The organism is Plantibacter sp. T3 (assembly GCF_902506515.1).
Classification (GTDB): Bacteria; Actinomycetota; Actinomycetes; order Actinomycetales; family Microbacteriaceae; genus Plantibacter; species Plantibacter auratus.
Genome location: NZ_LR733286.1, coordinates 3,861,607 through 3,886,689 on the forward strand (window position 1 = coordinate 3,861,607; position 25,083 = coordinate 3,886,689).

At 71.4% G+C, this 25,083-nt stretch carries 19 protein-coding genes; 7 read left to right on the top strand and 12 right to left on the bottom strand.

Annotation, left to right across the window (positions count from 1 at the left end; translation table 11 throughout):
- Positions 1-28: 28 nt before the first annotated feature.
- Positions 29-1,219 carry a Gfo/Idh/MocA family protein gene (locus GV015_RS18105; RefSeq protein WP_236555534.1) on the bottom strand — a complete coding sequence of 397 codons (1,191 nt, stop codon included), beginning with the start codon at positions 1,217-1,219 and terminating at the stop codon, positions 29-31.
- 219 nt (positions 1,220-1,438) lie between these two features.
- Complete coding sequence (locus tag GV015_RS18110; RefSeq protein ID WP_079706765.1) at positions 1,439-2,485, bottom strand: LacI family DNA-binding transcriptional regulator; 1,047 nt, start codon at positions 2,483-2,485, stop codon at positions 1,439-1,441.
- A gap of 187 nt (positions 2,486-2,672) precedes the next feature.
- Between GV015_RS18110 and xylA the strand changes: the two genes are divergently transcribed.
- The 3 genes from xylA to GV015_RS18125 all read left to right on the top strand — a co-directional run bounded on the left by xylA (position 2,673) and on the right by GV015_RS18125 (position 6,857).
- Entirely contained in the window at positions 2,673-3,863 is a 1,191-nt protein-coding gene (gene xylA / locus GV015_RS18115; RefSeq protein ID WP_159879857.1) for a xylose isomerase, read from the top strand.
- A 129-nt stretch (positions 3,864-3,992) separates the two neighbouring features.
- Positions 3,993-5,426 carry a xylulokinase gene (gene xylB, locus GV015_RS18120; protein WP_159879859.1) on the top strand — a complete coding sequence of 478 codons (1,434 nt, stop codon included), beginning with the start codon at positions 3,993-3,995 and terminating at the stop codon, positions 5,424-5,426.
- Positions 5,427-5,813: 387 nt separating this feature from the next.
- Entirely contained in the window at positions 5,814-6,857 is a 1,044-nt protein-coding gene (locus GV015_RS18125; protein WP_159879861.1) for an NADPH:quinone reductase, read from the top strand.
- 25 nt (positions 6,858-6,882) lie between these two features.
- Here the strand turns inward: GV015_RS18125 and GV015_RS18130 are convergent, their stop codons facing one another.
- The 4 genes from GV015_RS18130 to GV015_RS18145 are packed head-to-tail and all read right to left on the bottom strand — an operon-like array spanning position 6,883 to position 12,236.
- Positions 6,883-7,995, bottom strand: coding sequence for a glycerate kinase (locus GV015_RS18130; RefSeq protein ID WP_159879863.1), 1,113 nt, complete (start codon positions 7,993-7,995; stop codon positions 6,883-6,885).
- Between the two features lie 4 nt (positions 7,996-7,999).
- The gene (locus GV015_RS18135; protein ID WP_236555535.1) at positions 8,000-9,052 is read right to left on the bottom strand and encodes a Xaa-Pro peptidase family protein; all 1,053 of its coding nucleotides are present in this window, start codon (positions 9,050-9,052) and stop codon (positions 8,000-8,002) included.
- Entirely contained in the window at positions 9,049-10,218 is a 1,170-nt protein-coding gene (locus tag GV015_RS18140; protein WP_159879865.1) for a Gfo/Idh/MocA family protein, read from the bottom strand. The genes GV015_RS18135 and GV015_RS18140 overlap by 4 nt, the downstream gene beginning before the upstream one ends.
- Positions 10,215-12,236, bottom strand: coding sequence for a DUF6807 family protein (locus GV015_RS18145; protein ID WP_159879867.1), 2,022 nt, complete (start codon positions 12,234-12,236; stop codon positions 10,215-10,217). The genes GV015_RS18140 and GV015_RS18145 overlap by 4 nt, the downstream gene beginning before the upstream one ends.
- 126 nt (positions 12,237-12,362) lie before the next feature.
- Here GV015_RS18145 and GV015_RS18150 point away from each other — a divergent pair, with 126 nt between their 5' ends.
- From GV015_RS18150 to GV015_RS18165, 4 genes are all read left to right on the top strand, one after another.
- Positions 12,363-13,331 (top strand): NAD(P)-dependent oxidoreductase, encoded by a 969-nt coding sequence (locus tag GV015_RS18150; RefSeq protein WP_159879869.1) that lies wholly within the window; start codon positions 12,363-12,365, stop codon positions 13,329-13,331.
- Positions 13,332-13,345: 14 nt separating this feature from the next.
- Positions 13,346-14,287, top strand: coding sequence for a 5-dehydro-4-deoxyglucarate dehydratase (locus GV015_RS18155; protein WP_124769998.1), 942 nt, complete (start codon positions 13,346-13,348; stop codon positions 14,285-14,287).
- A 2-nt stretch (positions 14,288-14,289) separates the two neighbouring features.
- Positions 14,290-15,384, top strand: coding sequence for a mandelate racemase/muconate lactonizing enzyme family protein (locus GV015_RS18160; protein ID WP_159879871.1), 1,095 nt, complete (start codon positions 14,290-14,292; stop codon positions 15,382-15,384).
- A 71-nt stretch (positions 15,385-15,455) separates the two neighbouring features.
- Positions 15,456-17,186, top strand: coding sequence for an aldehyde dehydrogenase (NADP(+)) (locus GV015_RS18165; protein WP_159879873.1), 1,731 nt, complete (start codon positions 15,456-15,458; stop codon positions 17,184-17,186).
- 493 nt (positions 17,187-17,679) lie between these two features.
- Here the strand turns inward: GV015_RS18165 and GV015_RS18170 are convergent, their stop codons facing one another.
- The 6 genes from GV015_RS18170 to GV015_RS18195 form a co-directional block, all read right to left on the bottom strand.
- Positions 17,680-18,912 (bottom strand): dienelactone hydrolase family protein, encoded by a 1,233-nt coding sequence (locus tag GV015_RS18170; protein ID WP_159879875.1) that lies wholly within the window; start codon positions 18,910-18,912, stop codon positions 17,680-17,682.
- Between the two features lie 269 nt (positions 18,913-19,181).
- Positions 19,182-20,543, bottom strand: coding sequence for a Gfo/Idh/MocA family protein (locus GV015_RS18175; protein WP_159879877.1), 1,362 nt, complete (start codon positions 20,541-20,543; stop codon positions 19,182-19,184).
- Entirely contained in the window at positions 20,540-21,550 is a 1,011-nt protein-coding gene (locus GV015_RS18180; RefSeq protein ID WP_159879879.1) for a PmoA family protein, read from the bottom strand. Before GV015_RS18180 ends, GV015_RS18175 begins: the two co-directional genes overlap by 4 nt.
- Positions 21,551-21,643: 93 nt before the next feature.
- Positions 21,644-22,957: an ABC transporter substrate-binding protein gene (locus GV015_RS18185; protein ID WP_124767322.1), complete on the bottom strand. Its 1,314-nt coding sequence runs from the start codon at positions 22,955-22,957 to the stop codon at positions 21,644-21,646.
- 103 nt (positions 22,958-23,060) lie between these two features.
- A complete protein-coding gene (locus GV015_RS18190; protein WP_079706749.1) occupies positions 23,061-23,987 on the bottom strand; it encodes a carbohydrate ABC transporter permease in 927 nt (308 codons plus the stop codon).
- Entirely contained in the window at positions 23,980-24,936 is a 957-nt protein-coding gene (locus tag GV015_RS18195) for a carbohydrate ABC transporter permease (RefSeq protein WP_371416579.1), read from the bottom strand. The genes GV015_RS18190 and GV015_RS18195 overlap by 8 nt, the downstream gene beginning before the upstream one ends.
- Between the last annotated feature and the right edge of the window lie 147 nt (positions 24,937-25,083).

Below are 25,083 nucleotides of genomic sequence, written 5' to 3' on the forward strand. Positions count from 1 at the left end.
CTGCTGCTGATGGTGCGATGTGGTCGGGTCAGTCGGTGGGCGTCCAGGCGCTGCCGTTCGCGGCGCTCGACTCGACGGCGCGCAGGACCCGCTGGACCTGCAGGCCTTCGGCGAAGGACGGTTCGGGATCGGTGCCGCCGGTGATGCCCTGGACGAGGTCCCGCACCTGGTGGGAGAACGGGTGCTCGTAGCCGATCCCGTGGCCGGTCGGCCACCAGGCGGTCATGTACGGGTGCTCCGGCTCGGTCACGACGATGCGCGTGAAGCCCTGCTTGCCGGCGGGAGCGGTGGCGTCGTACACCTCGAGCTCGTTCATCCGCTCGAGGTCGAAGGCGATGGCTCCGCGGGAGCCGCTCAGCTCGATGCGGAGCGCGTTCTTCCGGCCGGTCGCGTAGCGGGTGGCTTCGAAGGCACCGATGGCGCCGTCCGCGAGTCCGCCCGTGAGCTTCGCGGTGAACCAGGCGGCGTCGTCGACGGTGACCGCGCCGCGTTCGTCCGAGGCGGTCCCGCTCAGGCCGACGGTCTCGCCGAGGAGCGGTCGCTCGGTGACGAAGGTCGCGAGCGTCCCGCTGACGGTGTCGAGTCGGGCGCCGGTCAGGTGCTGCACGAGGTCGATGGCGTGCGCGCCGATGTCGCCGAGCGAGCCGGAACCGGCCTGGTCCTTGTCGAGGCGCCAGGTCATCGGACCCTCGGCGTCGCTCAGCCAGTCCTGGAGGTAGAGCGCGCGGATCTGGCGGACGTCCCCGAGCGCGCCCTCCGCGATGAGCTGACGGGCATACCCGATGGCGGGCACGCGACGGTAGCTGAAGCCGACCATGGAGCGGACGCCGCGGGCCCTCGCCGCCTCGGCCGCGGCGACCATCAGCTCCGCCTCCTCGACGCTGTTGGCGAGCGGCTTCTCGCAGAGGACGTGCTTGCCGGCTTCGAGGGCGGCGATCGCGATCTCGACGTGCGAGGAGCCGGGCGTGCAGACGTCGACGATGTCGATGGACGGGTCGGCGATGACGCTCCGCCAGTCCGTCGAGGCCGACTCCCAGCCGAACTTCACGCGGGCTGCCTCGAGTGCCTCGGCGTTGCGGCCGACGATCGTCGCCATGACCGGTTCCGCGTCGAGGTCGAAGAAGCGCGGTGCGGTGCGCCAGGCCTGCGAGTGTGCGGCTCCCATGAAGCCGTATCCGATCATCGCGACCCGGAGTTCCGGCCGTCCGCTTCCCGCCATGTGCAACGCTCCCGAGATGCTCGCGCAGCTGCGGCCCCGGGGTTCCGGATCGCTTCGCTGCGGTGCCCTGAAGCTAGCCCCGCCGCCTGTCTCCCCGCAACTTCCCTCTCCCGCATTGGAAACTTTTCGCACGAGCCCGCACCCCCCACCCCTGCCCGCGAACTGTCACTCCGGCACGGTCCCCGCCGCTCGGACTAGCAGCGAGTGACAGTTCGCGGGCTACGGGGTGGGCGGGGCTGCGGTCGAACCCCGGACGACGAGGGAGGTGGCGAGGTCGAGGCGGATGTTGTCGACCGTCTCGGACCGGAGCTTCAGCACCAGGCGGGTCGCCTCCTCGGCCATCTCGATGAGCGGCTGCCGGATGGTTGTGAGGGCCGGGCCGACCCACTTGGCCGGCGGGACGTCGTCGTACCCGACGACCGACAGCTGCTCCGGGATCGAGATCCCGAGCGAGCGCGCCGCCTCGTAGACGCCGAACGCCTGCATGTCGTTGCCGGCGAAGATCGCAGTCGGTCGGTCCTCGAGCTGCAGCAGTTCGAGCGCCAGGACGCGTCCGGCCTCCGGGATGAACTCACCGCGCCGCAGGATGGTCTCGTCGAGCGGGATCCCGGCCTCCTCGAGCGCGGACCGGTAGCCCGAGACCCGCGCCCGCGAACACATGAGGTCCTGCGGACCCGAGATCAGCCCGATCCTGCGGTGTCCGAGCTCGATGAGGTGGCGCGTCGCGGCCATCCCGCCGGACCAGTTCGTGGAGCCGATGGCGGCGACCTCCGGGCCAGGGTCCCCCGCCGGGTCGACCACGACGACCGGGATGTTGCGCGTGTGGAGCTGGCGCCGGTACGCCGGGTCGATGTCCGAGAACACGAGGATGACCCCGACCGGCTTCCGCGAGATGATGCTCTCGACCCAACCCTCGCCGGTCGACCGCCGGGCACCCGTCTCGGTGAGGGTGACGCTCATGCCGTGCTGACGCGCGACCTTCTCGACACCGCGGATGATCTCGAGCGACCAGGAGCTGTCGATGTACTCGAAGACGAGCTCGATGAGCGAACCTTGCGCGAGCTCGGCACCGCGGCGACTGTAGCCGTGGCGGTCCAGGAGTCGCTCGACGATCTCCCGGGTGTCCGGCGACACCCCCGGTCGCCCGTTGAGCACCTTCGAGGCGGTCGACACCGACACGGAGGCCTCCCTGGCGATGCGCGACAGGGTCGCGCGCCCGCCACCGGCACCGTGTCCAGCGGTCTGCGCCGCGGGGTCGTCGCTCATCCGAGTCCTCCGATCCCGCTCCGTCGGGCCGGACGGCCGTCTCTGCAGCGAGAAGTTCTGCCCATGCTAACGAAATATTTCGCGACACTCGACCGGTGACGCGCGGCCGACGATCTGCTAGTCTCGACCATAAGTTGTGGTTAACAACAAATCATCCGCTCACCAACGACGTTGAAGGACTGCACGCATGAGCCTCACCCCCACCAAAGCCGATCGGTTCTCTTTCGGCCTCTGGACGATCGGCTACAACGGGACCGACCCGTTCGGTGGCCCCACCCGCCCCGACCTCGACGTGGTCGAGGCCGTCACCCGCCTGAACGACCTCGGCGCCTACGGCCTCACCTTCCACGACGATGACCTCTTCGCCTTCGGCTCGACCGACGCCGAACGCCAGAAGCAGATCGACCGTCTCAAGCAGGCGCTCGCCGACACCGGCGTGATCGTGCCGATGGTGACCACCAACCTGTTCAGCGCCCCCGTCTTCAAGGACGGCGGCTTCACCTCGAATGATCGCGCCGTCCGCCGCTTCGCCCTCCGCAAGGTGCTCCGCAACCTCGACCTCGCCGCCGAGCTCGGCGCCAAGACCTTCGTCATGTGGGGCGGCCGCGAGGGCGCCGAGTACGACTCCGCGAAGGACGTGCAGGCGGCCCTCGAGCGTTACCGCGAGGCCGTCAACCTCCTCGGTGACTACGTGACCGACAAGGGTTACGACATCCGCTTCGCGATCGAGCCGAAGCCCAACGAGCCCCGCGGCGACATCCTGCTCCCGACGCTCGGCCACGCGATGGCGTTCATCGAGACCCTCGAGCGCCCGGAGCTCGTCGGCATCAACCCCGAGGTCGGCCACGAGCAGATGGCGGGCCTCAACTTCACCGCCGGCATCGCCCAGGCGCTCTACCAGGGCAAGCTCTACCACATCGACCTCAACGGCCAGCGGGGCATCAAGTACGACCAGGACCTCGTCTTCGGTCACGGCGACCTGCAGAACGCGTTCTCGCTCGTCGACCTCCTCGAGCACGGTGGCGTGAACGGCGGCCCCGCGTACGACGGCCCGCGTCACTTCGACTACAAGCCGAGCCGCACCGAGGACATCACGGGCGTGTGGGACTCCGCAGCCGCCAACATGCGCATGTACCTGCTGCTCAAGGAGCGCGCCGAGGCGTTCCGCGCCGACCCCGAGGTGCAGGAGGCGCTGGCCGCCGCCCGCGTGCCCGAGCTGCGCGAGCCGACGCTCAACCCCGGCGAGACCGTCGAGCAGTTGCTCGCCGACCGCTCGTCGTACGAGGACTTCGACGCCGCCGCCTACTTCGGCGGCAAGGGCTTCGGGTTCGTCCGCCTGCAGCAGCTGGCGGTCGACCACCTCATGGGTGCGCGCTAACCGACACCTGCGAACCTGGCGTTCCGTCTCCTGATCCGAGAGGATCGGGGGCGGAACGCCGTTCCGCGTTCCACCCCACAGCAGACCCGGCGGTCACCCGACCGCCCACCACCGAGAACAGGGAGAGCGATGACGCTCGTCGCCGGCATCGATTCGTCCACCCAGAGCTGCAAGGTCGTCATCCGCGACGCCGAGACCGGAGCGCTCGTCCGCGAAGGACGCGCGGCGCACCCCGCCGGCACCGAGGTCGACCCGGCCGCGTGGTGGCAGGCGCTGCAGGAGGCGGCCGCCGCCGCCGGCGGGTTGGCCGATGTCGCCGCGGTGTCGGTCGCGGCCCAGCAGCACGGCATGGTCGCGCTCGACGTCGACGGACGCGTCATCCGTCCGGCACTCCTCTGGAACGACACCCGGAGCGCGCAGGCCGCGTCTGACCTCATCACGGAGTTCGGCGCTGCGGAACTCGCCCAGCGGACCGGGTGCGTCCCCGTCGCCTCCTTCACGATCACGAAGCTGCGCTGGCTGCGCGACACCGAACCCGAGAACGCCGCCGAGGTCGCCGCCGTCGCACTCCCCCACGACTGGCTGACGTGGCGTCTGCGCGGCTTCGGTCCGGCCGACGAGAGCCCGCTCGGCGCGGACCTCGCCGAGCTGACGACCGACCGCTCCGACGCCTCCGGCACCGGGTACTGGTCCCCCACCGACGGCGAGTACGACCGCGAGCTGCTCGTGGCAGCGCTCGGCCACGATGCGATCCTCCCGCGCGTGCTCGCGCCGGAGGAGCCCGCCGGGACCGGTGTCGACGGCGGCCTCATCGGGCCGGACACCGTCATCGGGGCGGGCGCCGGCGACAACGCGGGAGCCGCCCTCGGGCTCGGGGCGACGGCCGGCGACGTCGTCGTGTCGATCGGCACGAGCGGGACGGTGTTCGCCGTGACGCCGGCCGTGGTCCGCGACAGCTCGGGCACCGTCGCCGGGTTCGCCTCGGCCGACGGCGCGTTCCTGCCGCTCATCGCGACGCTCAACGCCGCTCGGATCCTCGACGCGGTGGCCGCGCTGCTCGGCGTCGACCACACGGAACTCGGTCGACTCGCGCTCGAGGCCCCGGCCGGGGCACGGGGACTCGTGCTCCAGCCGTACTTCGAGGGCGAGCGCACCCCGAACCGGCCGGACGCGACGGCGACCCTCTTCGGCATGACCCTGGAGTCGACGACGCGCGAGGGCCTCGCCCGAGCGGCGATCGAGGGGCTGCTCTGCGGACTCGCCGACGGCCTCGACGCGGTGCTCGCGCAGGGCGTCACGGCGGAGCGCGTGCTCCTCATCGGTGGTGCGGCGCAGAACCCGGCGGTGCAGGCGATCGCTCGCGAGGTCTTCGGCGTGCCGGTCGTCGTGCCGGCACCCGGGGAGTATGTGGCGGACGGCGCAGCCGTCCAGGCGGCCTGGGCGCTCAGCGGCACTCGCCCGGCGTGGGCTGCAGTGGGGGCCGGCGACGGCACCGACCATGCGGACACTCTCGCTGCGGACGCGTCCGGGATCGCGCGGGAGCAGTACGCCGCCCGAGCCTGAGGCGGCACCGGTCGCCGGTCACTGAGCCTGTCGAAGTGCCACACACCGGAGCCTCCCGACCTACAACGCTCCCCGGGGGCCCTTCGACAAGCTCAGGGAACGGGCATCCCTTCCCCCGTCACCGAGCACCACCCGGTCACTGAGCGAACATCCTCCGGTCACTGAGCGAACATCCTCCGGTCACTGAGCCTGTCGAAGTGCCACACGCAGAAGCCTCCCGAGACGCAACGTCACCCCGGGGGCCCTTCGACAAGCTCAGGGAACGGGTATCCCCTCCCCGGTCGGTGGGCCGAACCCTCCCGGTCACTGAGCGAACCCCTCCCGGTCACTGAGCCTGTCGAAGTGCCACCGCGGAATCTTCCGCGCGGCGGAGACGTTGGCCCCGGTATGCGATCGATCGTCTACTCCACCAACGGTGACCCGTCCGTCCTCCGCCTCGTCGAGCGCGAGCTCCCCGAGCCCGGCCCCGGCGAGGTCCGCATCAAGCTCGCGTTCTCCGGCGTCAACCCGACCGACTGGAAGACCAGGCGCGGCGGCGGCCCCTCGGGTGGCATGCCCTTCCCCCAGGTCGTCCCGAACCTCGACGGCGCCGGCGTGATCGAGGCGGTCGGCCCGGCCGCCGGCGACGCGGTGTCCACAACCACCTTCGCCGTCGGCGACCGCGTCTGGGTGTACCTCGCGGCGCACGAGAGCCCGCTGGGCACGGCCCAGGAGTTCACGGTGCAGCCCGTCTCCCGTGTGGTCCCCCTGCCCGACGCCGCGTCATTCGAACTCGGTGCCAGCCTCGGTGTCCCCGCGATGACCGCGCACCGCGCCCTCACCGTCGCGCAGGACGGCCCGGCCCGGCTCTCCCCCGGTGCCCTCGACGGCCGGACGGTCCTCGTCCAGGGTGGTGCCGGCGCCGTCGGCAACGCCGCGATCCAGCTCGCCCGCTGGGCCGGCGCGACGGTCATCACCACCATCAGCAGCGACGAGAAGGCCCGCCTCGCGACCGCCGCGGGAGCACACCACGTCGTGAACTACCGCGAGGGCGACACCGCCGCGGCGATCCGCGAGGTGGCACCCGACGGCGTCGACCTCGTCGTGGAGGTCGCGATCGCGCAGAACCTCCCCCTCGACCAGGCGGTCCTCGCCCCGCGCGGCACGGTCGTCAGCTACGCCAACAACGGCGGTGACCAGATCACGCTCGACATCCGTCCGCACATGGGGCTCAACACGCGGCTCCAGTTCATGCTGCTCTACACGGTCGGTGACGCTGCGCTCCACGCCGCGGCCGAGGACATCACCGCAGCGATCGAGGACGGCGCGCTCGCCGTCGGCGAAGACCACGGTCTAGCGCTGACGGTGTTCCCGCTCGCTGAGACGGCTGCGGCCCACGCCGCCGTCGAGGACGACACGGTCGGGAAGGTCCTCATCGACGTCACGGCATGACCGCCGGCGCGTCGACGTGACCTGATCAGGGGCGGTACCGGGTGGCCAGTGCCGCCCCTGCCGCACGCAGGTGGACGAGCGGTTCGGCCATCGCCGCCTCGACACCGCCGGCCAGCGCCGTGAGCGATGCCGCCGCGAGGAAGATCCCCTCGGTGGGCGCCTGGATCGCCCCGGCGACGAGCATGGTCCGGTCCGCCGCGAGCCCGGCGACCCAGGAGGCGACCTTGCCGTCGGCCGTCTGGTCGTCGAAGCGGCCCTCGCCCGTGATCACGATCGACGCCGTGGCGGCCGCTTCCGGGAGGGCGATCGCCTCGCCGACACCGCGCGCGCCCGAAGTGGCGGTGGCGCCCCACAGCAGGAGGCCGTAGCCCGCACCGCCCGCGGCACCGGCACCGGGTTCGGCCGCGGCGCGTTCCGCACGGTCCGTCCCGAAAACCTCCGCAGCGCGGCTCACGAACCGGGCCAGGTTGGTGTCGAGGACCGCGACGTCGGCGGTGGTCGCGCCCTTCTGCGGGCCGAAGACCGCAGCGGCACCGCGGTCGCCGAGCAGCGGGTTGGTCACGTCGCTGAGGATGACCGCGCCGTCCGGCGGCAGCGCGCGGAGTCCGGCGGTGTCGATGTCGCGGAGCGTCGCGAGTCCGGCGTTGCCGGGCGCCACCGGTCCACCGTCGGCGTCCACCAGCCGCGCTCCGAGCGCGGTGAGCAGCCCGGCTCCACCGTCCGTGCTGGAGCTTCCCCCGATCGCGAGCAGGAGGCGTCGCGCACCGTGGTCCAGGGCGGCCGCGATGGCCTCACCGAAGCCGACGGTGTGCGCCGCGAACGGCTGCAGGGGGTCGAGCAGGGTCAGCCCGCTCGTCTGGGCGAGCTCCACGACCGCCGAACCGTCGGGCAGCTCGAGCCACTCGGCGTCCACCGGGTCGCCGACCGGGCCGGTGACCGTGATCGGGTGCCGACGCGCCCCGGGCACGGCGGCCGCGAAGGCGTCGAGCGTGCCCTCGCCGCCGTCGGCCATGGGGAGCGAGTGCAGGAGATCGTCGGGCCGAATGGTCCGCCACCCGTCGGCGATCGCCTCGGCGACCTCCGCGGCGGTCGCCGTGCCCTTGAACGAGTCCGGTGCGATCACGATGTGCCGGGTCATGTCTTCAGCCTCCCACGGTGGACGGGGTCGGGTGGGTCGAGGCCGTGCTCGTCGTGAGCACCTCGACACCGTCCGGCGTGACCACGACGGTGTCCTCGACCTTCACGCCGGGGGCGGTCGGGTTCCAGGCGAAGGCTTGCCAGAGCTGGACGACGTCGGTCGCCTCAGGCGTGGCGCGCGGATCGCGTCCCGCGTAGCCGGCCGCACCGCCCTGATGGTGCCTCGTCCACTCGTCGGCGTCGAAGCCCTGCTCGGCGTAGGCCGCACTCCCCGTGCGGAGGATGTCGGCGAGCGAAGCACCTGGCACGGTGGCGTCGAGATAGGCGCGTTCGACGGCGCGGATGCGCTGCATGTCCGTGGCGAACGGCTCCGCCGGGGTGCCGCCCTCGTCGAACCACCGCGTGAGGTTCACGATGAGCCCGTCGCGGCGGCCGCAGGCGACGAGCATCGCCCGGGAACCGAGTCGCCCCTCGGTCGGCAGCGGGTGCCGGTGGGCGAGTCTGCCCTCCCCGGCGACGAGGAGGACGAGCGGGTCGATACCGGCTGCGACGAGGCGCCCGGCGAGGTCCGCAGCGACCGCGCGTTCCGTCCGGGCGGGGTCGAGCTCGTCGACGAGCGTCTCGAGCGCCGACGTCGTCTCCCGCCCGAGCGAACGGAAGCGCGCGAGTTCGGCCGGGAGGAGCGACGCACGTGCGGCGCGCAGCTCGGCGGCGATGTCGGCCTCCTGCAGCACCCCGTCCCCACTCGGCAGCACCGCGTCGATCGGCGTGTGCCACGGCACCGTCCGAACGCGGATGTCGGGCAGCTCCTCGGCCTGCAGCCGGTCTACCTCGTTGGAGGTCGCGACGAGCCACGCGTCGCCCGGCGAGACCACGACCGCGACGATCGGGTCGGCCGCGAGGCTCACGTGGACGCGCGAGCCGTCGAGGTACCAGCTGACCGCTGCGGCGGACCGCAGCACGATCGTGCCTGCTCCGCGGGCCTCCAGGAGCGACGCGAGTCGGGCGTGTTTGCGACGGCGGTCGTCCTCGTCCGGACCGGGCCGCTCGTGGTTCATCGCCGGGCCCAATCGGTCCCGAGCTCGGCGAAGGTGCTGCCGGTGGCGGCCGCTTCCGCGACGAGCTCCTCGATCCTCGGAATGACGGGGCGGCGCTCGTCGCCCGCCCCGAGCCACTCGACGAGATCAGCGGGGATGCGGTGTGGCGCTGGGGCCGACCGGACCGCGTCGAGGACGGCGGTGAAGGCGGACGCGTCGGCCAGGGAGCTGACGAGTGCGGCATCCTCACCAGCCCGGACCGCCTCGCGCGCGCGGAGGAGGTCGGGGAGCAGGTCGGTCCGGCCCGTCGTCCAGCGTCGCAGGGTGACGCCGTCGACGACCAGCTCGACCTCGTCGCGTGTGTAGTGGAACCGGATCGAGCCGAGCTCCCCGCGGACCGTGACCACCGGGTCGGTCGTCTCCTGCGCGCACAGGGTGAGCGCCGCGGTCATGATCGGACCGCGCTGTGGGGTGATGCGGACGACCGAGGTGTCATCGGCCTCGATGTCGTTCGCCCGGTACTGGTCGAGGTCGATGGTGGCGATCGCCGCGCGGTCGGTCGTGCCGCCGAGTCGGAGCATGGTCTGGACCGCGTGCGCGAAGGGGTTGGTGACGACGCCGTCCACGACGGGTGTGCCGTCGAGCGTGCGCCTGCCCGACCACGCGGCACGCGTCCAGTAGCCGACGGTGCGGACCCAGGTGCCCCTCGCCTCGAGCGCCGTCACGGCCCCGATCTCCCCGCCGGCGACGACCTCGGCGATCTCACCGATCGCGTGCGATCCGAGGCTCTGGAACCCGACCTGGACGAGCCCGCCGGTCCGGGCGGCGGTGGCCTGCAGCCGGTCGAGTTCGTCGTTCGAGGTGACCGGCGGCTTCTCGAGCAGCACGTCGGCGCCGTGCTCGAGGGCGGCGACGGCGAGGTCCAGGTGCGTGTGGATCGGGGTCGAGAGGATGACCACGTCCACCCGCCCGGCGGCGAAGCACTCCTCCAGCGAGTCGCGGAGCGGCGCGTCCCCGGCAGCGCGGTCCTCCTCGGTGAAGGTCCGGTCGACGAGTCCGACGAGACGGATCGCGCCGGTCGCGGCGAGCGCCCTGGCTGCCGCCACGTGGCTGGCGCCATGGCCGTGGATCCCGACGACCACGACGGTCGGGGCGGTGGTGGCGGTGGCGTGCTCGGTGCTGGTCATGCGTCACTCCCTGTGCTGCGCGGTTCAGTACTGCGCGGTTCGGTGCTGCGTTCCTCGGCGGTGAGGAGCGCGCGGTGGATGGCGTCCGCCTGCTGCGCGTCCAGAGCGCCGTCGACGACGACCGCCTCCAGACCGGTGACGAGCGGGGTGTCGGCGGTGATGGTGGTGCGGCTGGTCGCGGCGAGCGAGACCCCGATACCCGGGTACTCGGCCGCGCGGACGAACCAGGGGAAGGCGTTCGCTGCGGGCTGTCGGAACAGGACCGTGGTGGGGCGTCGAGGCGGCGTCGGGGCGGGCCCGGTGGTGTCGCCAGTCTGTGTGTCAGCGCTCCCGTCGGCGTCGAGGACGAAGGCGACCCAGGCCGCACGCGAGCCGTGCGCGGTCGACTCCCCCGGTCCGTCAGCGCTGAGGACGGACCGGTGGGCGTCCGCGGGCAACCGCCAGAACCATCCGCCGTAGCCGGCACCTTCGCGGCCGTTGGTGGCCGGCGATCCGATCGTCACCGTCGATCCCGTCGTCCGGAAGACACTGGAGACGGCGACGCGGAGCGCCGACCTCCCGCTCCCGACGCCAGGCACGGCGAACTCCTCGACGACCGTGCGGCGCGACTCCCTCAGCTGCGTCGTCCCGTCGCGTCCGATCCAGTCGAGCCACTGACGCAGCACACCGGCGTCCACCTCGGTCTCGGTGACGCGCTGGACACCGTGGTTGTCGAGCATCGTCGACCCCTGCCCGGCGACGTAGGTGCGACCGCCCCAGTAGGAGACGCCGTCGACGTCGGCGACGGCCATCGAGAGTCCGACATGGTGGGGGTGGTCCTCGGGAGCGGATTCCGTGACGACGGTCCCGCCGAGCGACGTGACGGGGTGTGCGAACGGTCGCGGGGCGTCTGTCGGTTCGAGGCCGCTGCCGTCGTGGAGGACGAGGACCTCGCGGTCGCCGAGCCGGGCGGTCAGCTCCGGTGAAATGGGGTGGTCGGTTCCACGCCAGACGGGCGGACTCGCGGCCGGGCGGGCGGCGGCGCTCTCCCTGGCGACGAACCGGGGCCGGAAGACGAGCGGGTGTCCACCCTCCGCACCGCCGATCGTGTCGCGCAGTCTGGTCCACGCCTCGGCGCCGAGCTCGCGTCGCGGGACGGACACCGTGCTGAGCGCCGGCACCGCGAACGCCGCGAACGGGATGTCGTCGAAGCCGACCACGCTGAGCGCCGAGGGGACGGACACACCGGCACCGCGGAGCGCCGAGACGAGCCCGAGGGCGACGAGGTCGTTGAAGGCGACCACGGCGGTCGCGTCGTGCTGCACCACCGTGTCGACGACCGTCGCGCCGTCCACCAGCGCTGATCCGGCCGTCACGATGTCGACGGAGAGGTCGTCGTGGTCCGAGCACGCGCGGGCGATGCCGACCCGTCGGAGGCGATCGCCCTGACTCGCGGTGGGACCCGCGAGGTACAGGATGCGCCGGTGCCCGAGCGCGTGCAGCTCGGCGAGCACCTGCTCCATGCCGCTGGCGTAGTCGATGGACACCGACGGCACGGGCGAGTCGGCGAGCTCGCGGTTGACGAGCACGACCGGGTGGAGTTCGGCGAGCAGCGCTCGAAGCTCCGGCTCGGCCAGACGGGGTGAGCAGAGGACGATCGCGTCGCAGCGACGGCGGGCTTCGCGGGCCGCCGCCGCCTCGTCGGTCGGGTCCTCCTCGGTGTCGGTCACGAGGACGCGGTAGCCGTCGGCCGCCGCGGCCCGGGTGACCCCGCGCAGGATCTCCTGGAACATCGGGTTCTCGAGGTCGGGCACGACGACCCCGATGGTGTTCGTGCGGCCGAGCGACAGGCTTCGGGCGAGCATGCTCGGGCGGTAGCCGAGTGCGTCCACCGCGGCGAGGACGCGGTCGGCGATCGCCGCGTCGACGGTCGCCTTCCCGTTGAGCACCCGCGACACGGTGGCCTTCGAGACGCCCGCCTCCACGGCGACGTCCGAGATCGTCGGCGTCGGGCCAGCACTGGGGAACCGGTTGCTCATACGTCCTCGTTCAACTCGTCACGGGTGGTGCCGTTCTCAATCATCCTATAGGCTCGCTCTGAGAAACCGGTTTCCCAGTTTGCGTGGTCGACCCGGTCGACCCGGACGTGGTCAGAGAGGACACCGATGCGCATCATCGTCACCGGCGGTGCAGGACGACTCGGGCGGAGCGTCGCGAGCGCCCTCGCCCAAGCAGGCCACGAGGTCGTCTCCGTCGATCGGACCGACCCCGGACTCCCCGGCGTCGAGGGCCGGACCGCAGACCTCCTCGACCACGATGCGACCCACGAGCTCTTCGCCACCCTGCGGCCCGACGCCGTCGTGCACCTGGCGGCGATCGCGGTGCCGTTCAGCGCGCCGGAGCACGTCATCCTGGCGACCAACCAGACGCTCGCCTTCACCGCCCTCACCGCCGGGATCGCCGCCGGGGCGACCAGGCTGCTGGCCGCGAGCAGCCCGACCGTCATCGGCTACGGCGCCCCGCACGGGTGGACGCCCGAGGCGCTCCCCATCACCGAGGAGCACCGGGTCGCCCCGTGGAACGCCTACGCGCTGTCGAAGGTCGCGATCGAGTCGACGGTCGCGATGCTCGCCCGAGCCCACGGCGACGCCGTCGTGACCGGTGCGTTCCGGCCGTGCTTCGTCGTCTCCCCGGAGGAGTGGGAGGGCGCGCCGACGCAGCAGGGGCACACCATCGTCGACCGGCTCGCCGATCCCGCGCTCGCGGCCGTCTCCCTCTACAACTACGTGGACGCGCGTGACGCCGGCCGGTTCGTCGCCGCCTGGATCGATCGTGCCGAAGCCCGACACTCCGGCGAGGTGTACTTCGTCGGCGCCGACGACGCCCTGGCCCTCGCACCCCTGTCCACCCTGCTGCCCGCGCAGGTCCCGAGCACCGCCGGATTCGCCGACGGACTCGTCGATCGAGCCGCCGCCTTCAGCAGCGCGAAGGCGACCGCCCACCTCGGGTGGCGCCCGGAGCACGACTGGCGGTCCGCACTCAGCCCCGCCGAGGCGGCCCGGCTCACCGATCTGCTCGCCGCCGACACCGGCCGGCCGGCCACCACTCCTGTTCCAGCCCCAGCCCCACGATGACGAGGACCTCCACCATGCCAGCACCGCTCGCCTTCGACGGCGTCCTGTACTTCCCGATCACCCCCTTCGACGCCGCGGGCGAGGTCGACCTTGGGCTCCTCGGCACCCACCTCGAGTCGCGACTCGAACACCGGCCCGGTGGGGTGTTCCCCGCCTGCGGCACCGGCGAGCTGCACGCGATGTCGCCGTCGGAGGCCGCCCGCGTCGTCCGACGGACCGTCGAGGTCGTCGACGGCGCCGTCCCGGTCATCGGTGGCGCCGGAGGAGGCGTGGCGACCGCCAAGGAACTCGCGGTGGCGGCCGAAGAGGCGGGAGCCGACGCGATCCTGCTCATGCCCCCATACCTCGTCTCCGGGCCGGCGGCCGGTCTGCAGGCGTACGTCGAGGACGTCCTCTCGGCGACGAGCCTCCCGGCGATCGTCTACCACCGGAACAACGCCCGGTACACGACGGCGACGATGCGCCACCTCGCCCGCAACCCGCAGGTCGTCGGTTTCAAGGACGGCGTCGGCGACGTCGCGGCCGCCCAGGACATCGTGCTGGCGGTGCACGAGGAGGGACGCGATGACTTCGCCTTCTTCAACGGCCTCCTCACCGCCGAGCTCACGCAGGCCGCCTACCGCGGCATCGGCATCCCGCTCTACTCCTCGGCCGTCTTCGCCATGCTGCCCGAGCTCGCGACGCTGTTCTACCGCGCGTACACCGAGCACGACGAACCGCTGCGCGAGCGCCTGCTCCGCGAGTTCTACCGGCCGCTGGTCGCCCTCCGCGACGAGACCCCCGGCTTCGCCGTGTCGCTCATCAAGGCCGGCGTCCGGCTCGGCGGCCTGCCGGTCGGTTCCGTGCGGTCGCCCTTCGTCGATCCGACCCCCGAGCAGACCGACCGCCTGGAGGCACTCCTCGCAACCGGTGCCGACCTCGTCGCCGAGCACGCGACGCTGGCCGCAGGGCGCTGACGATGACCCGGATCGCCTCCATCACCACCTCGCTCGGCCGGTTCGCCATGCCGCGCCCGTGGGTGCCCGAAGCCCCGTGGCTGCATCTCATCCGCGTGGACGTCGTCGACGACGAGGGGGCGACCGGGTCGGGCTTCACGTGGACGCCGACCATCGGAGCCACGGCCGTCCGGGCGTTGCTCGACGACGACATCTCCGCCGCCGCCGTCGGATCGACGACCGACCCCGAAGCGCTGTGGCCCCGGTTGTGGGCGCATCTGCACGAGGCCGGTGGCGGCGGGATCACGACGATCGCGCTTGCCGGGCTCGACACCGCGCTCTGGGACCTCCGTGGACGACGGGCCGGGCTCGGGCTCTCCGACCTCCTCGGCCGTCGACGCGACACGGTCCGGGCGTACGGCAGCGGGGTGAACCTCCACCTCGACGCCGCCTCGCTCGCCGCGCAGGTCGAGCGGTGGATCGCGGCGGGCTACGACGCCGTCAAGATCAAGGTCGGCAAGCCCGACCTCGCCGAGGACGTCGACCGCGTGACGATGGTGCGCGAACTGCTCGGACCGGACCGCCGGCTCATGATCGACGCGAACCAGCGCTGGGACGTCGACCAAGCGGTCTCCTCCCTGGAACGGCTCGGTGTCGTCGCCCCGGCCTGGATCGAGGAGCCGCTGCGCTCCGACGACACCGCGGGATACGAACGGCTGCGTCAGGCGACCGACATCCCGATCGCTCTGGGCGAGAACGTGCACACGATCCACCGGTTCCGCGACCTCGTCGACCGTGGCGTCGCCGACGTCCTGCAACCGAACGTGGTCCGCGTCGGTGGCATCACCCCCTTCCTCGCGATCGCCGCGCTCGTCGACGACGCCGGGCTGACGCTCGCGCCGCACCTGCTCCCCGACCTCTCCGGACAGCTCGCCCTCGCCCTCCCGCAGCGCACCGAGGTCGAGGATGTCGAGGACGCGGGCTTCGTCGCGATCGGCGCCATCGACCCGCCCGGGCCGGTCACCATCGCGGAGGGCCTGGTGCAGGTCGAGCAGCGCCCCGGCCTCGGCTTCGTGATCCGCGACCGGATCACCGAGACCGTTATCAACGCCCACTGACGTTGTCTGATCGGCCGACCAGACGCCCAAATCATCACCTGCCGCATCCGCATCCTCGAGGAGCCATCACCATGCACGACACCGACCACAGCACCGGCACGATCGACCACACCACCCCCGCCAGGGCGCGCACCGACGACCCGAACGGCGTCGGCGGCCGTATCGACGACACCGACGGCAACGACGGCAACGACGGCAACGACGGCAACGACGGCAACGACGGCAACGACAACGGTACCGACGGCCGCGGCAACGGCAACGGAAGCAGCAGCAGCGTGGGCCCCGGCGGCGGCACCGTCACGCCCGCAGGTCACGCTGGCGACGCCGCGTCCGGCGCCGGACGTGCCGCCGTTCCGACCGTCGACGACGTCGCCGCGGCAGCAGCCGCGGCCTCCTCCGAGCTCGCATCCACGGTGCCCTCGACCCGGGCCGCCTGGCTCGAGGCCGTCGCCGACGCCCTCGACGCCCGGGTCGACGAGCTCGTCGCACTCGCCGACGAGGAGTCCCACCTCGGAACCACGCGCCTCACTGGCGAGGTCGCGCGGACGACAGGCCAGCTGCGACTGTTCGCCGCCGTCCTCCGCGACGGGGCCTTCCTCGAGGTCGTCATCGACCACGCCGACGCCTCCGCCACCCCGCCCAAGCCGGAGCTGCGACGGATGCTCCGGCCGACGGGACCGGTGGCGGTCTTCAGCGCGTCGAACTTCCCGTTCGCGTTCTCGGTCGCCGGCGGCGACACGGCGTCGGCGCTGGCGGCCGGATGTCCGGTCATCGTCAAAGCGCACTCCGCCCACCCGCGACTCTCCCGGCTGACCGCGGCGATCGTGGTCGATGCGTTGCGCTCGGCCGGCGCCCCGGACGGCACGTTCGCGCTCGTCGAGGGTCGCGAGCAGGGCACCGCCCTCGTGCAGCATCCTGCGATCACCGCGGTCGGGTTCACGGGCTCACTCGCCGGCGGGCGCGCACTGTTCGACCTGGCGTCGCAGCGGCCGGCCCCGATCCCGTTCTACGGCGAGCTCGGCAGCACGAACCCGGTCGTCATCACCGCGGCCGCACTGCAGGGCGAGGCGGCGGCGGACCTCGCGCGTGGGCTGGCGGCGTCGTTCACGCTCGGTGTGGGGCAGTTCTGCACGAACCCTGGTCTCGTCCTCGTACCGAGCGGCAGCGGGTTCGCCGAGCTCGTCGCTCAGGCGGCGTCCGACGCCGTCGCCGGGCGCATGCTCACGCCGGGCATCGCCGAGGCGTATGCCGCGGGCACCGCTCGCGCCGCCGGCCATCCCGGGGTGCGGACGCTCCTCGGCGGCCAGACGGCGGCTGCGGATTTTGGCGTTCCGACCGTCCTCGCGACCACCGCCGCGACGGTGCTCGACGCGCCAGAAGTCCTGCTCGAGGAGATCTTCGGGCCGGCGACGCTCGTCATCGAGGTCGCCGACGATGCCGAGCTGCACGCGGTCCTGGCCGAGGTCGGTGGCGCGCTCACGGCGACCGTGCACGCGGCGCCCGGTGAGGACATCACTGGTCTCGTGTCACGGCTCGAGCCGATCGCCGGCCGGGTGCTCTTCGGTGGCTGGCCGACGGGTGTCGCGGTGGGCTGGGCGCAGCACCACGGCGGACCGTGGCCGGCGACGACCTCGCTCCACACCTCGGTGGGCGCGTCGGCGGTGCGCCGCTTCCAACGTCCGATCGTCTACCAGGACGCACCCGAGCGTGTGCTCCCCGAGGCCCTGCACGAGGCGAACCCACTCCGTCTCCCCCGCCGCGTCGACGGCGTCCTCGAACTCCCCGCCGCAGCCCGCGCCTGACCACCGTCCGGTCCGTCCCCAACTCAGGACTCCCCCGGCGCGCCACCGCAACCGCGACGCGACACACCCGAGGTCTCCTGAGTTGGGGACACCCCGACCAACCACACCCACCCCTGTTCACAACTCAGGACGCACCCGGCGCGCCGTGCGCCACAGCACCCGCCCCGGGCCCAACACACCGCAACCATCCTGAATTGCGAACACCGCGACCACCGTCCCCAACTCAGGACTCCCCCGGCGTGCCGCCGCAACCGCGACGCGACACACCGGATGTCTCCTGAATTGGGGACACTCCACCGCCTACGTTCACAACTCAGGACGCACCCGGCGCGCCGTGCGCCACAGCACCCGCCCCGTGCCCGACACACCGCAGCCGTCCTGAGTTGCGAACACCGTGACCACAGTCCCCAACTCAGGACTCCCCCGGCGCGCCGCTCCAGCCCGGGCACGACACACCGGACATCTCCTGAGTTGGGGACGGGACCAGGGCGAGTCAGGCGAGGGTGGCGGCGAGCCAGGCACGCAGCTCGGCCTGCATCGGTGCCGACCAACTGTGCGGTTCGTCGTGGAAGGTGCCCGTGTAGGCCGAGTGCTCGGCGCCGACCCGGTACCGCTCCGTGAGGATCGCGTGCGCTTCACGCATGCCCGCCGGCTCGAAGAGCTCGTCGCGCTCGGCGTACTGGACGAGCAGCGGCAAGCGGGGGCGCAGGGATGCGAGCTCCGGCCAGTCACCGACCCGCGACAGCCCCGGTGAGAGGAACGACCACGAGTGCTGATCGGCGTGCCCGTCGAGCACACCGTCGAACGTCGACATCATCGCGACCACGCCGGCAGCACGGATCCGGTCGTCCATGGCTGCGAGCAGAACGGCCCGGGCGCCGCCACCGGAGAGACCGAAGCACGCGACGGCTCCGGAACGGACCCCGGGCGCGGCCGCCAGCTGGTCGAGCGCGATGAGGTCGTCGCGGAGGACGAGACCAGCGAGCGAGGTGCCCAGGACGCCCAGCTCCTTCGCGAGCTGCGGCTCGTTGGCCGCCGCGAGGAGCTCGGACCGCTGCCCGGGCGACACCGCTGTAGCCTCCTCCCCGCGCTGCACCGACGCAGCCCGACGGCCGGCGAGCTGCAAGTCGACGGTCCGATGGAAGCGTTCGGCGACGGCCTCGTCCGGGATCCGTCGGGAGCCCCACCCGAACACATCGTGGACGAGCACGGCGAACCCGTCGCGCGCGAGGTCGGACGCGACGGCGCGGCCTCCGTAGTAACGGTCACGGAACGCCTGCAGCTCCTCGCGCGTGACGGTCGACGTGGCGGGGACACCATCGGGTCCGTCCGCGAGTTTCTCCCGCCCGACGCGCGTGAACCCACCGTGGTCGTGCAGGGCCAGCGCACCCGGGAGCACGCCGGTCTCGCCGGCCGGCCGTAGGAGCCACGCCGACGTTGACGCGCCGAACCCGGTCGACCAGCGGAGTTCGACCCCGTCGACGCCGTCGCGGGTCCAGCTGCCGAGCTCCTCGGGCGGCTCGGTCTGCGCCGGTCGCGGGAGGACACCGAGGATCTCGTCGAGGCGCGTGCGCGTCCTGCCGAGCGACCGGTCGCCCGGGTTGCTCTGGTGCGGGGATGCGCGGAAGCGAGCGGCGAGCGCCCGCAGACGGGATTCGCGCGCAGGTGAAGGTGTGACCGGTCGGGACCGCACCCCGACGGGCTCGGTGACCGGGACATGGTCCACGACCGGGACGTGGCTAGCGACCGGGACGCCGACCGGTACGGGACCGTCCCGCAAGGCAGCATCCGGGGCCGGGACTGACCCTGTCCGGGACCGCACCTCGACAGGCTCGGTGACAGGAACAGGCTCGGCGACCGGGACGGGCTCAGCGACCGGAACAGTCTCACCGGCCGGGACAGACTCGGTGATCTGGGCGGGCTCGGTCACCGGCTCAGTGGCCGGGGTCGACCCGACGTCCGAGTCAGCGCCGGCGCCGGCATCCGGGCCGGAGCTCACGGCGCGATCGTCGCGACCGGACGCCCGGTCAGCAGCGACTCGTTCCCGGCGATGCCGACCGAGATCGCCCGGACGCCGTCATCGTAGCCGGCAGGCCGTCCCAGTTCGTCCTCGGTGACGCGCTCGAAGAGGTGCCGCAGCAGGAACGCGTCGCCGCCGCCGTGTCCGCCGACGCCCTCGGGGATCTCGATCTCGCGGGCGTCCTCCCAATGGCGTTGCAGCACGAGGCGTTCCCCGCGCGAGCGCACCGGCGCGACGGACGCGGCGCCGTCCGCGGTCTCGCCGTCGCCGCTCAGGCTCGGGTCGAGGACGACGCGCCCGTCGGCCCCCACGAGCACGGCGGCGCGCTCCACGACCTCGAGCTCGACCCTGCCCTCCGTCCCGTTGATGGCGACGCGATACCCCTCCCACGGCGCGTGGGCGTTCAGGGAGTAGCTGAGCGAGGCGCCACCGTCGTACTCGACGAGGACGGACAGGTTGTCCTCGATGTCGATCCCGGGCGAGAAGACGTCGCGGTCGCGCAGGTACCCGTCGTGCTGCTCGGCCCGCAGGTAGAGCGACTCGAGCCGCGGGTCGTCACGCAGGTCGAGGGCGAACGGGTCGGTCGAACGCCCGCGAACCGCCGCCTCGGCGTCGTCCGGCACCGATCCACGCCCCGGACGCGCCGCGAGCCCGCGCTCGGCCGCGTTGGCGTCACCGTAGAAGCGGAGTCCTCCGGTGGCGTAGACGGAGGCCGGCCGAGCCCCGATCCACCAGTTGACGAGGTCGAAGTGATGCGACGCCTTGTGGATGAGGAGCCCGCCGGAGTGCTCCTTCTCGCGGTGCCAGCGACGGAAGTAGTCGGCGCCGTGCACGGTGTCGAGCACCCACTCGAAGTGCACGCTCGTCACCCGTCCGATCCCACCGTCCTGCACGATGCGGCGCAGCTCCGAGTTCCGCGGGCTGTAGCGGTAGTTGAAGGTCGTCACGACGTTCCGGCCGCTCTCGGCGACGGCCGCTGCAATGCGCTCGACGCCCTCACGGTCGATGGTGAGCGGCTTCTCGACGACGACGTCGGCACCGGCGAGGAGCGCGCGTGAGACGATCTCGGCGTGCGTGAAGTCGGGGGTCGTCACGATCACCCGGTCGACGCGTTGCTCGGCGATGAGCCGCTCGACGTCGTCCGGGCCGTATCGGGCCGGCAGCGCGACACCCTGCTCGGCGAGGACCGCCTCGTAGTGGTCGAGCCGGCCGGGGTTGCTGTCGCTCCAGGCGACGAGCTCGGCGACGTCGGCGTGCGGGCCGACGATGGCGTCGAGGTACATCTGCGAGCGGTGTCCGGTGCCGATGAGGGCGTAGCGTTCGCGGGTCGTGGTCATGCGTGTGGGTCCTTCCGGGTCGGTGCGGCGGGCGCTGTGGTCGGCGCGCTGTCGTGGTGATCGGCACGGCCAGAACGCGCCCGTTCGAGCGCGTCTCGACCTGATGCGGCGAGCGCCGCGGCCCGGCCGTCCCCGGCTGGACCGTCGGCGACGACGACGGCGTAGCGGAACTCGAGGGTCTCGCCGGCTCCGAAGGGCAGTTCCTCACTGAAGAACGGGGCCGGGCAGAGGCCGGCGAACTCCTCGGTGCGCGCGAACCACTGCGGCGGGTGCGCCGGGTTCCGCACGTCGTCGACGATGACGATGCTCGACGCCGCGGCCGTTCCGTCGTGGAGGCCGGTGAACCCCATCCACGCGTGGCGGGTGCCGCGGAGCTCCTCACCGCCGCTCCCGTCGGGGGTGTGCAGGGTGCCGCCGGTGAAGGATCGCGGGCCGCGCCAGAAGAGCCCTCCGTAGCCGGCGTTCTCCCGCCCCTTCGTCGTGGGCGATCCGATCGACAGGTCCCGGCCGGAGACGTTGCGCATCCGGGTCTCGAAGGTCAGCGTCCAGTCGCCGGCGGCCGGTCGCACGGTGAGCGCGCGCTCCTCGTCGACGAGGTGCCGACCGTCCTCCGTGATCCACCTGAGCGTGTGCGCGAACCGCACCTCGCCCGGGTCGGCACGGGCGTCCGTGACCGCGACGTGCTCGGAGCGACCGTTGTTCGCGAGTTGTTCGTAGGCGGTCCCGGTGAAGGTCGGGCCGCCCCAGAAGTTGTCATCACCGACGTGAGGGAGGGCCCAGGCGATCCCGGTGTGCCAGACGTGGTCGTGCGGTCTGGTCAGCGTCACGAGTGCGCCACCGGCCGTCCGCACCGGATGGAGGTACGGCTTCGGCGACTCGCGCTGGACCGTGTCCGGACGGTAGGTGTACCGCAGGATGTCGATCCCGTCGAAGTGCACGGTGATGGCCGAACCGACCTCGTGCGTCAGCGCGAGACCGGTCGGACGGGGGCGGTGGTCGGTGGTCACGGGATCCCCTCGGATGAAGCGGTGGTGGAGCTACCGATCGACCGGCTCGGGAACGGACGTCGTTCCCGAGCCGGTCGAGAGGCTGTGGCCGGATCAGCCGGCTGCGACCGCGGCCTTGAGGTCCTTGATGAACCCCTCGGCGGCCTGGTCGGGCGTGTTCTTCCCGAAGAGGACCTGCTCGGTGTACTGCTTGACGAGCGCCTCGATCGCGCTGCCACCGGCAGGCGTGACGGTCGGCGGCTCACCGATGTCGTCGGCGAGCCCGTCGAGGAACTCGACGACCGCCTGGTCGGTCTCGGCCAGCTTCGGCGTGATGTATTCGCGGATCTTCGTGTTGGCCGGGACGCCGCGCTCGGTGAGGAGCGAGTCGGCCGCGGTCTCGCTGTTGGCGAGGAAGTCGATGAACAGCGCCGCCTCGGCGGGGTGCTCGGTCCGGGCGGACGCCGACCAGTACATCGACGGCTTGTAGTAGGCGGAACCATCGGCGCCGCCGTCCACCGTCGGCACCCGCAGGAGCTCGAGCGGCGACCCGCTCGCCTCGGTCAGGGCCGTCAGCTGGCTGTTCCACCAGGGGGCGAACGCGGCCGAGTTGGTCGCGGTGAAGGACTCGGCGAGCCCACCGGCCTGCTTCTCGATGATCGCGGAGGGCGACGGCGTCGCTCCCGCGTTCACGAGGTCGAGGAGGTAGGTCCACCAGGAGGACAGGGTCTCCGGCTTGATGGACACCTCGCCCTTGTCGTTGTACAGCTCGTCGCCGTGCTGACGGGCCCAGTTGTTCAGGCCGCCGTCCTCGAAGCCGAAGGGCTGGAAGCCGTAGATCGATCCGCCACCGGCTGCCGAGACCTGCTCGCTCAGCTCGGTGAAGTCGTCCCACGTCCAGGTCTCGTCATCGGGCATCTCGATGCCGGCCGAGGCGAGCAGGTCGGGGTTCACGACGAAGGAGTAGCTCGTGATGCCCGAGGGGACGCCGTAGAGCGAGTCGTTGACCGTGCCGGACGTCAGCGTCTCCTTGGGGAAGTCACCGAGGTCGAGCTGGTCGGTGACCGTGTTCAGGTCGAGGAGCGCGCCCCGGTCGCCGTAGGTGGCGATGTACTTCTCGTCCATCTGGATGATGTCGGGGGTGTCGTTCGCCGCCGTCTCGGTGGCGAGCTTGTCCCAGTAGCCGGCCCAGTCCGTGAACTGCGGCTCGATGGTGATGTTCGGATACTCCTTCTCGAAGGCCGCGATGACCTCCTGGGTGGCCGCCGTACGGGCGTCGTTGCCCCACCAGGTGAAGCGGAGGGTGACGGGCTCGTCGGACAGTTCGGTGGCGGCGTCGCCCCCGGCACTGCAGCCGGCGAGGAGGAGGGCCGCGACGGCTCCCGTCGCGATGAAGCCGGCGGCTCTGCCGTGCTTGCTGATGCTCATGCTGTTCCCTTTCGAATCGATCGATCCGGATCCGGAGCTGCTGGATCCGGTGGTGCTGGGTCTGGTGCGGGTGCTTCGGTGGTGCTGGTCGGTGGGTCGGGCTTCACTTGCCGCCGGTCGTCGCGATGCCCTTCAACAGGAACCGCTGACCGAACAGGAAGACGAGGAAGATCGGCAGGAGCGAGACGACACTCATCGCGAACATCGGCCCCCACGAGGTGGAGGATTGCGCGTCCATGAACGCCCGGAGGGCGAGCGGCACCGTGTACATCTCCGGTTTCGTCAGGTACAGGAGCTGACTGAAGAAGTCGTTCCAGGTCCAGATGAAGGTGAAGATGGCGGTCGTCGCGAGCGCCGGCACCATGAGCGGCAGGATGATGACCCCGAAGATGCGGGCGTGACCGCAGCCGTCGATGCGCGCCGCCTCGTCGAGTTCCTTCGGGATGCCGCGGATGAACTGCACCATGAGGAACACGAAGAACGCGTCGGTCGCGAGGATCTTCGGCAGGATCAGCGGCAGGTACGTGTTCACGAAGCCGAGCTGGGAGAACATGATGTACTGCGGCACGATGATGACGTGGATCGGCAGCATGAGCGTCATGAGCATCGCCGCGAACCACCAGCGCTTGCCGCTGAACTTCAGTCGGGCGAAGGCGTAGGCGGCCATCGAGCAGGACACGAGGTTGCCGACGATGCAGCCGAGGACGATGAGCACGGAGTTCAGCAGGAACACGTGGAACGGCTCGGAGAGGGTGTTCCAGCCCTCGCTGTAGTTGCTCACCTCGAAGCTGTCGAGGACGATGCCGGGGTTCCGGAAGATCTCCTCCGTCGGGCGGAGCGAGGAGACGACGAGCCAGATCACCGGGTAGAGCATGATGAAGCCGACGAGGATCAGGCCGATGTGCTTCAGGACCGACTTCCAGGGCGACCACCCACGAGCGCGGCGGTACTGGCGTTCGGCCTCCTTGGCCTCGCGACTGCGGTTCTTGCTGTCCGTCGTGATGGACCGTGTGGTCAGCGTGTCAGTCATCGTAGTTCACCCAGTATTTCGAGGCCCAGAAGTTGATCGCGGTGAAGACTCCGATGATGAGGAGCAGGAACCAGGCCATGGCCGAGGCGTAGCCCATGTCGAAGTTCGAGAATCCGCGGTTGTAGAGGTACAGCGTGTAGAACAGCGTCGAGTCGGCCGGGCCGCCCGTTCCGCCCGACACGATGAAGGCCTGCGTGAAGGCCTGGAACGCATGGATGATCTGCAGCACGAGGTTGAAGAAGATGATCGGCGTGAGCAGCGGCAGGGTGATCTTGGTGAAGCGCTGCCACTTCGTCGCGCCGTCCATCTGCGCCGCCTCGTGGTACATGACGGGGATCTGGCGGAGACCGGCGAGGAAGATCACCATCGGTGCGCCGAAGGTCCACACGTTGAGCGTGATGAGCGTGGAGAGGGCGGTCGACGGGTCGGCGATCCAGCTGCGTCCCTCGATCCCGAAGATCGCGATGAACTGGTTCACGAGGCCTTCGCCGCCGAACACCTGCTTCCACAGCACCGCGATGGCGACGGAGGAGCCGAGGAGCGACGGCAGGTAGTACACGGACCGGTAGATCGCGAGGCCGCGGAGACCGCGGTCGAGCAGAGCGGCCAGGGCCAGTGCCGCGGCGAGCTGGAGCGGCACCGACACGAAGACGTACACGAAGGTGACGCCGAGCGAGTTGTGGAGGCGCTCATCGCCCACCATGCGGATGAAGTTGTCCAGGCCGATGAACTTCGGCGCCTGCAGCAGGTTGTACTTCGTGAAGGACAGCGCGAGCGAGGCGACCATCGGGCCGACGGTGATGACGGCGAGTCCGATGAGCCACGGGAGGAGGAACAGGTAGGCGGCCTTGTTGTCGCGGCGGTTGTCCTTCTTGATGAAGGCCTTCTCGGCCGCCGTCTGCGGGCGCTTGCCGGCGCTGAGCTTGCGGAGCTCGCCGAGCGCGCTCACCGAACACCCCTCGCGAGTGTCGTCCTGGGCGCTCCTGGAGTTGCACGGACCACGTCGGACCTCCTTGTCGATCGTCGTTGATGACTTCCCGGAAAGCGTTTCCCGGCTGAGCTGCATCAAGTTCTATCACGGCCCCGTCGGACGATG

Bases quoted from the DNA above. Each gene is read 5' to 3' on its own strand.
- GV015_RS18105 (WP_236555534.1), bottom strand. From the start codon at position 1,219: ATGGCGGGAAGCGGACGGCCGGAACTCCGGGTCGCGATGATCGGATAC.
- GV015_RS18110 (WP_079706765.1), bottom strand. From the start codon at position 2,485: ATGAGCGACGACCCCGCGGCGCAGACCGCTGGACACGGTGCCGGTGGC.
- xylA (WP_159879857.1), top strand. From the start codon at position 2,673: ATGAGCCTCACCCCCACCAAAGCCGATCGGTTCTCTTTCGGCCTCTGG.
- xylB (WP_159879859.1), top strand. From the start codon at position 3,993: ATGACGCTCGTCGCCGGCATCGATTCGTCCACCCAGAGCTGCAAGGTC.
- GV015_RS18125 (WP_159879861.1), top strand. From the start codon at position 5,814: ATGCGATCGATCGTCTACTCCACCAACGGTGACCCGTCCGTCCTCCGC.
- GV015_RS18130 (WP_159879863.1), bottom strand. From the start codon at position 7,995: ATGACCCGGCACATCGTGATCGCACCGGACTCGTTCAAGGGCACGGCG.
- GV015_RS18135 (WP_236555535.1), bottom strand. From the start codon at position 9,052: ATGAACCACGAGCGGCCCGGTCCGGACGAGGACGACCGCCGTCGCAAA.
- GV015_RS18140 (WP_159879865.1), bottom strand. From the start codon at position 10,218: ATGACCAGCACCGAGCACGCCACCGCCACCACCGCCCCGACCGTCGTG.
- GV015_RS18145 (WP_159879867.1), bottom strand. From the start codon at position 12,236: ATGAGCAACCGGTTCCCCAGTGCTGGCCCGACGCCGACGATCTCGGAC.
- GV015_RS18150 (WP_159879869.1), top strand. From the start codon at position 12,363: ATGCGCATCATCGTCACCGGCGGTGCAGGACGACTCGGGCGGAGCGTC.
- GV015_RS18155 (WP_124769998.1), top strand. From the start codon at position 13,346: ATGCCAGCACCGCTCGCCTTCGACGGCGTCCTGTACTTCCCGATCACC.
- GV015_RS18160 (WP_159879871.1), top strand. From the start codon at position 14,290: ATGACCCGGATCGCCTCCATCACCACCTCGCTCGGCCGGTTCGCCATG.
- GV015_RS18165 (WP_159879873.1), top strand. From the start codon at position 15,456: ATGCACGACACCGACCACAGCACCGGCACGATCGACCACACCACCCCC.
- GV015_RS18175 (WP_159879877.1), bottom strand. From the start codon at position 20,543: ATGACCACGACCCGCGAACGCTACGCCCTCATCGGCACCGGACACCGC.
- GV015_RS18185 (WP_124767322.1), bottom strand. From the start codon at position 22,957: ATGAGCATCAGCAAGCACGGCAGAGCCGCCGGCTTCATCGCGACGGGA.
- GV015_RS18190 (WP_079706749.1), bottom strand. From the start codon at position 23,987: ATGACTGACACGCTGACCACACGGTCCATCACGACGGACAGCAAGAAC.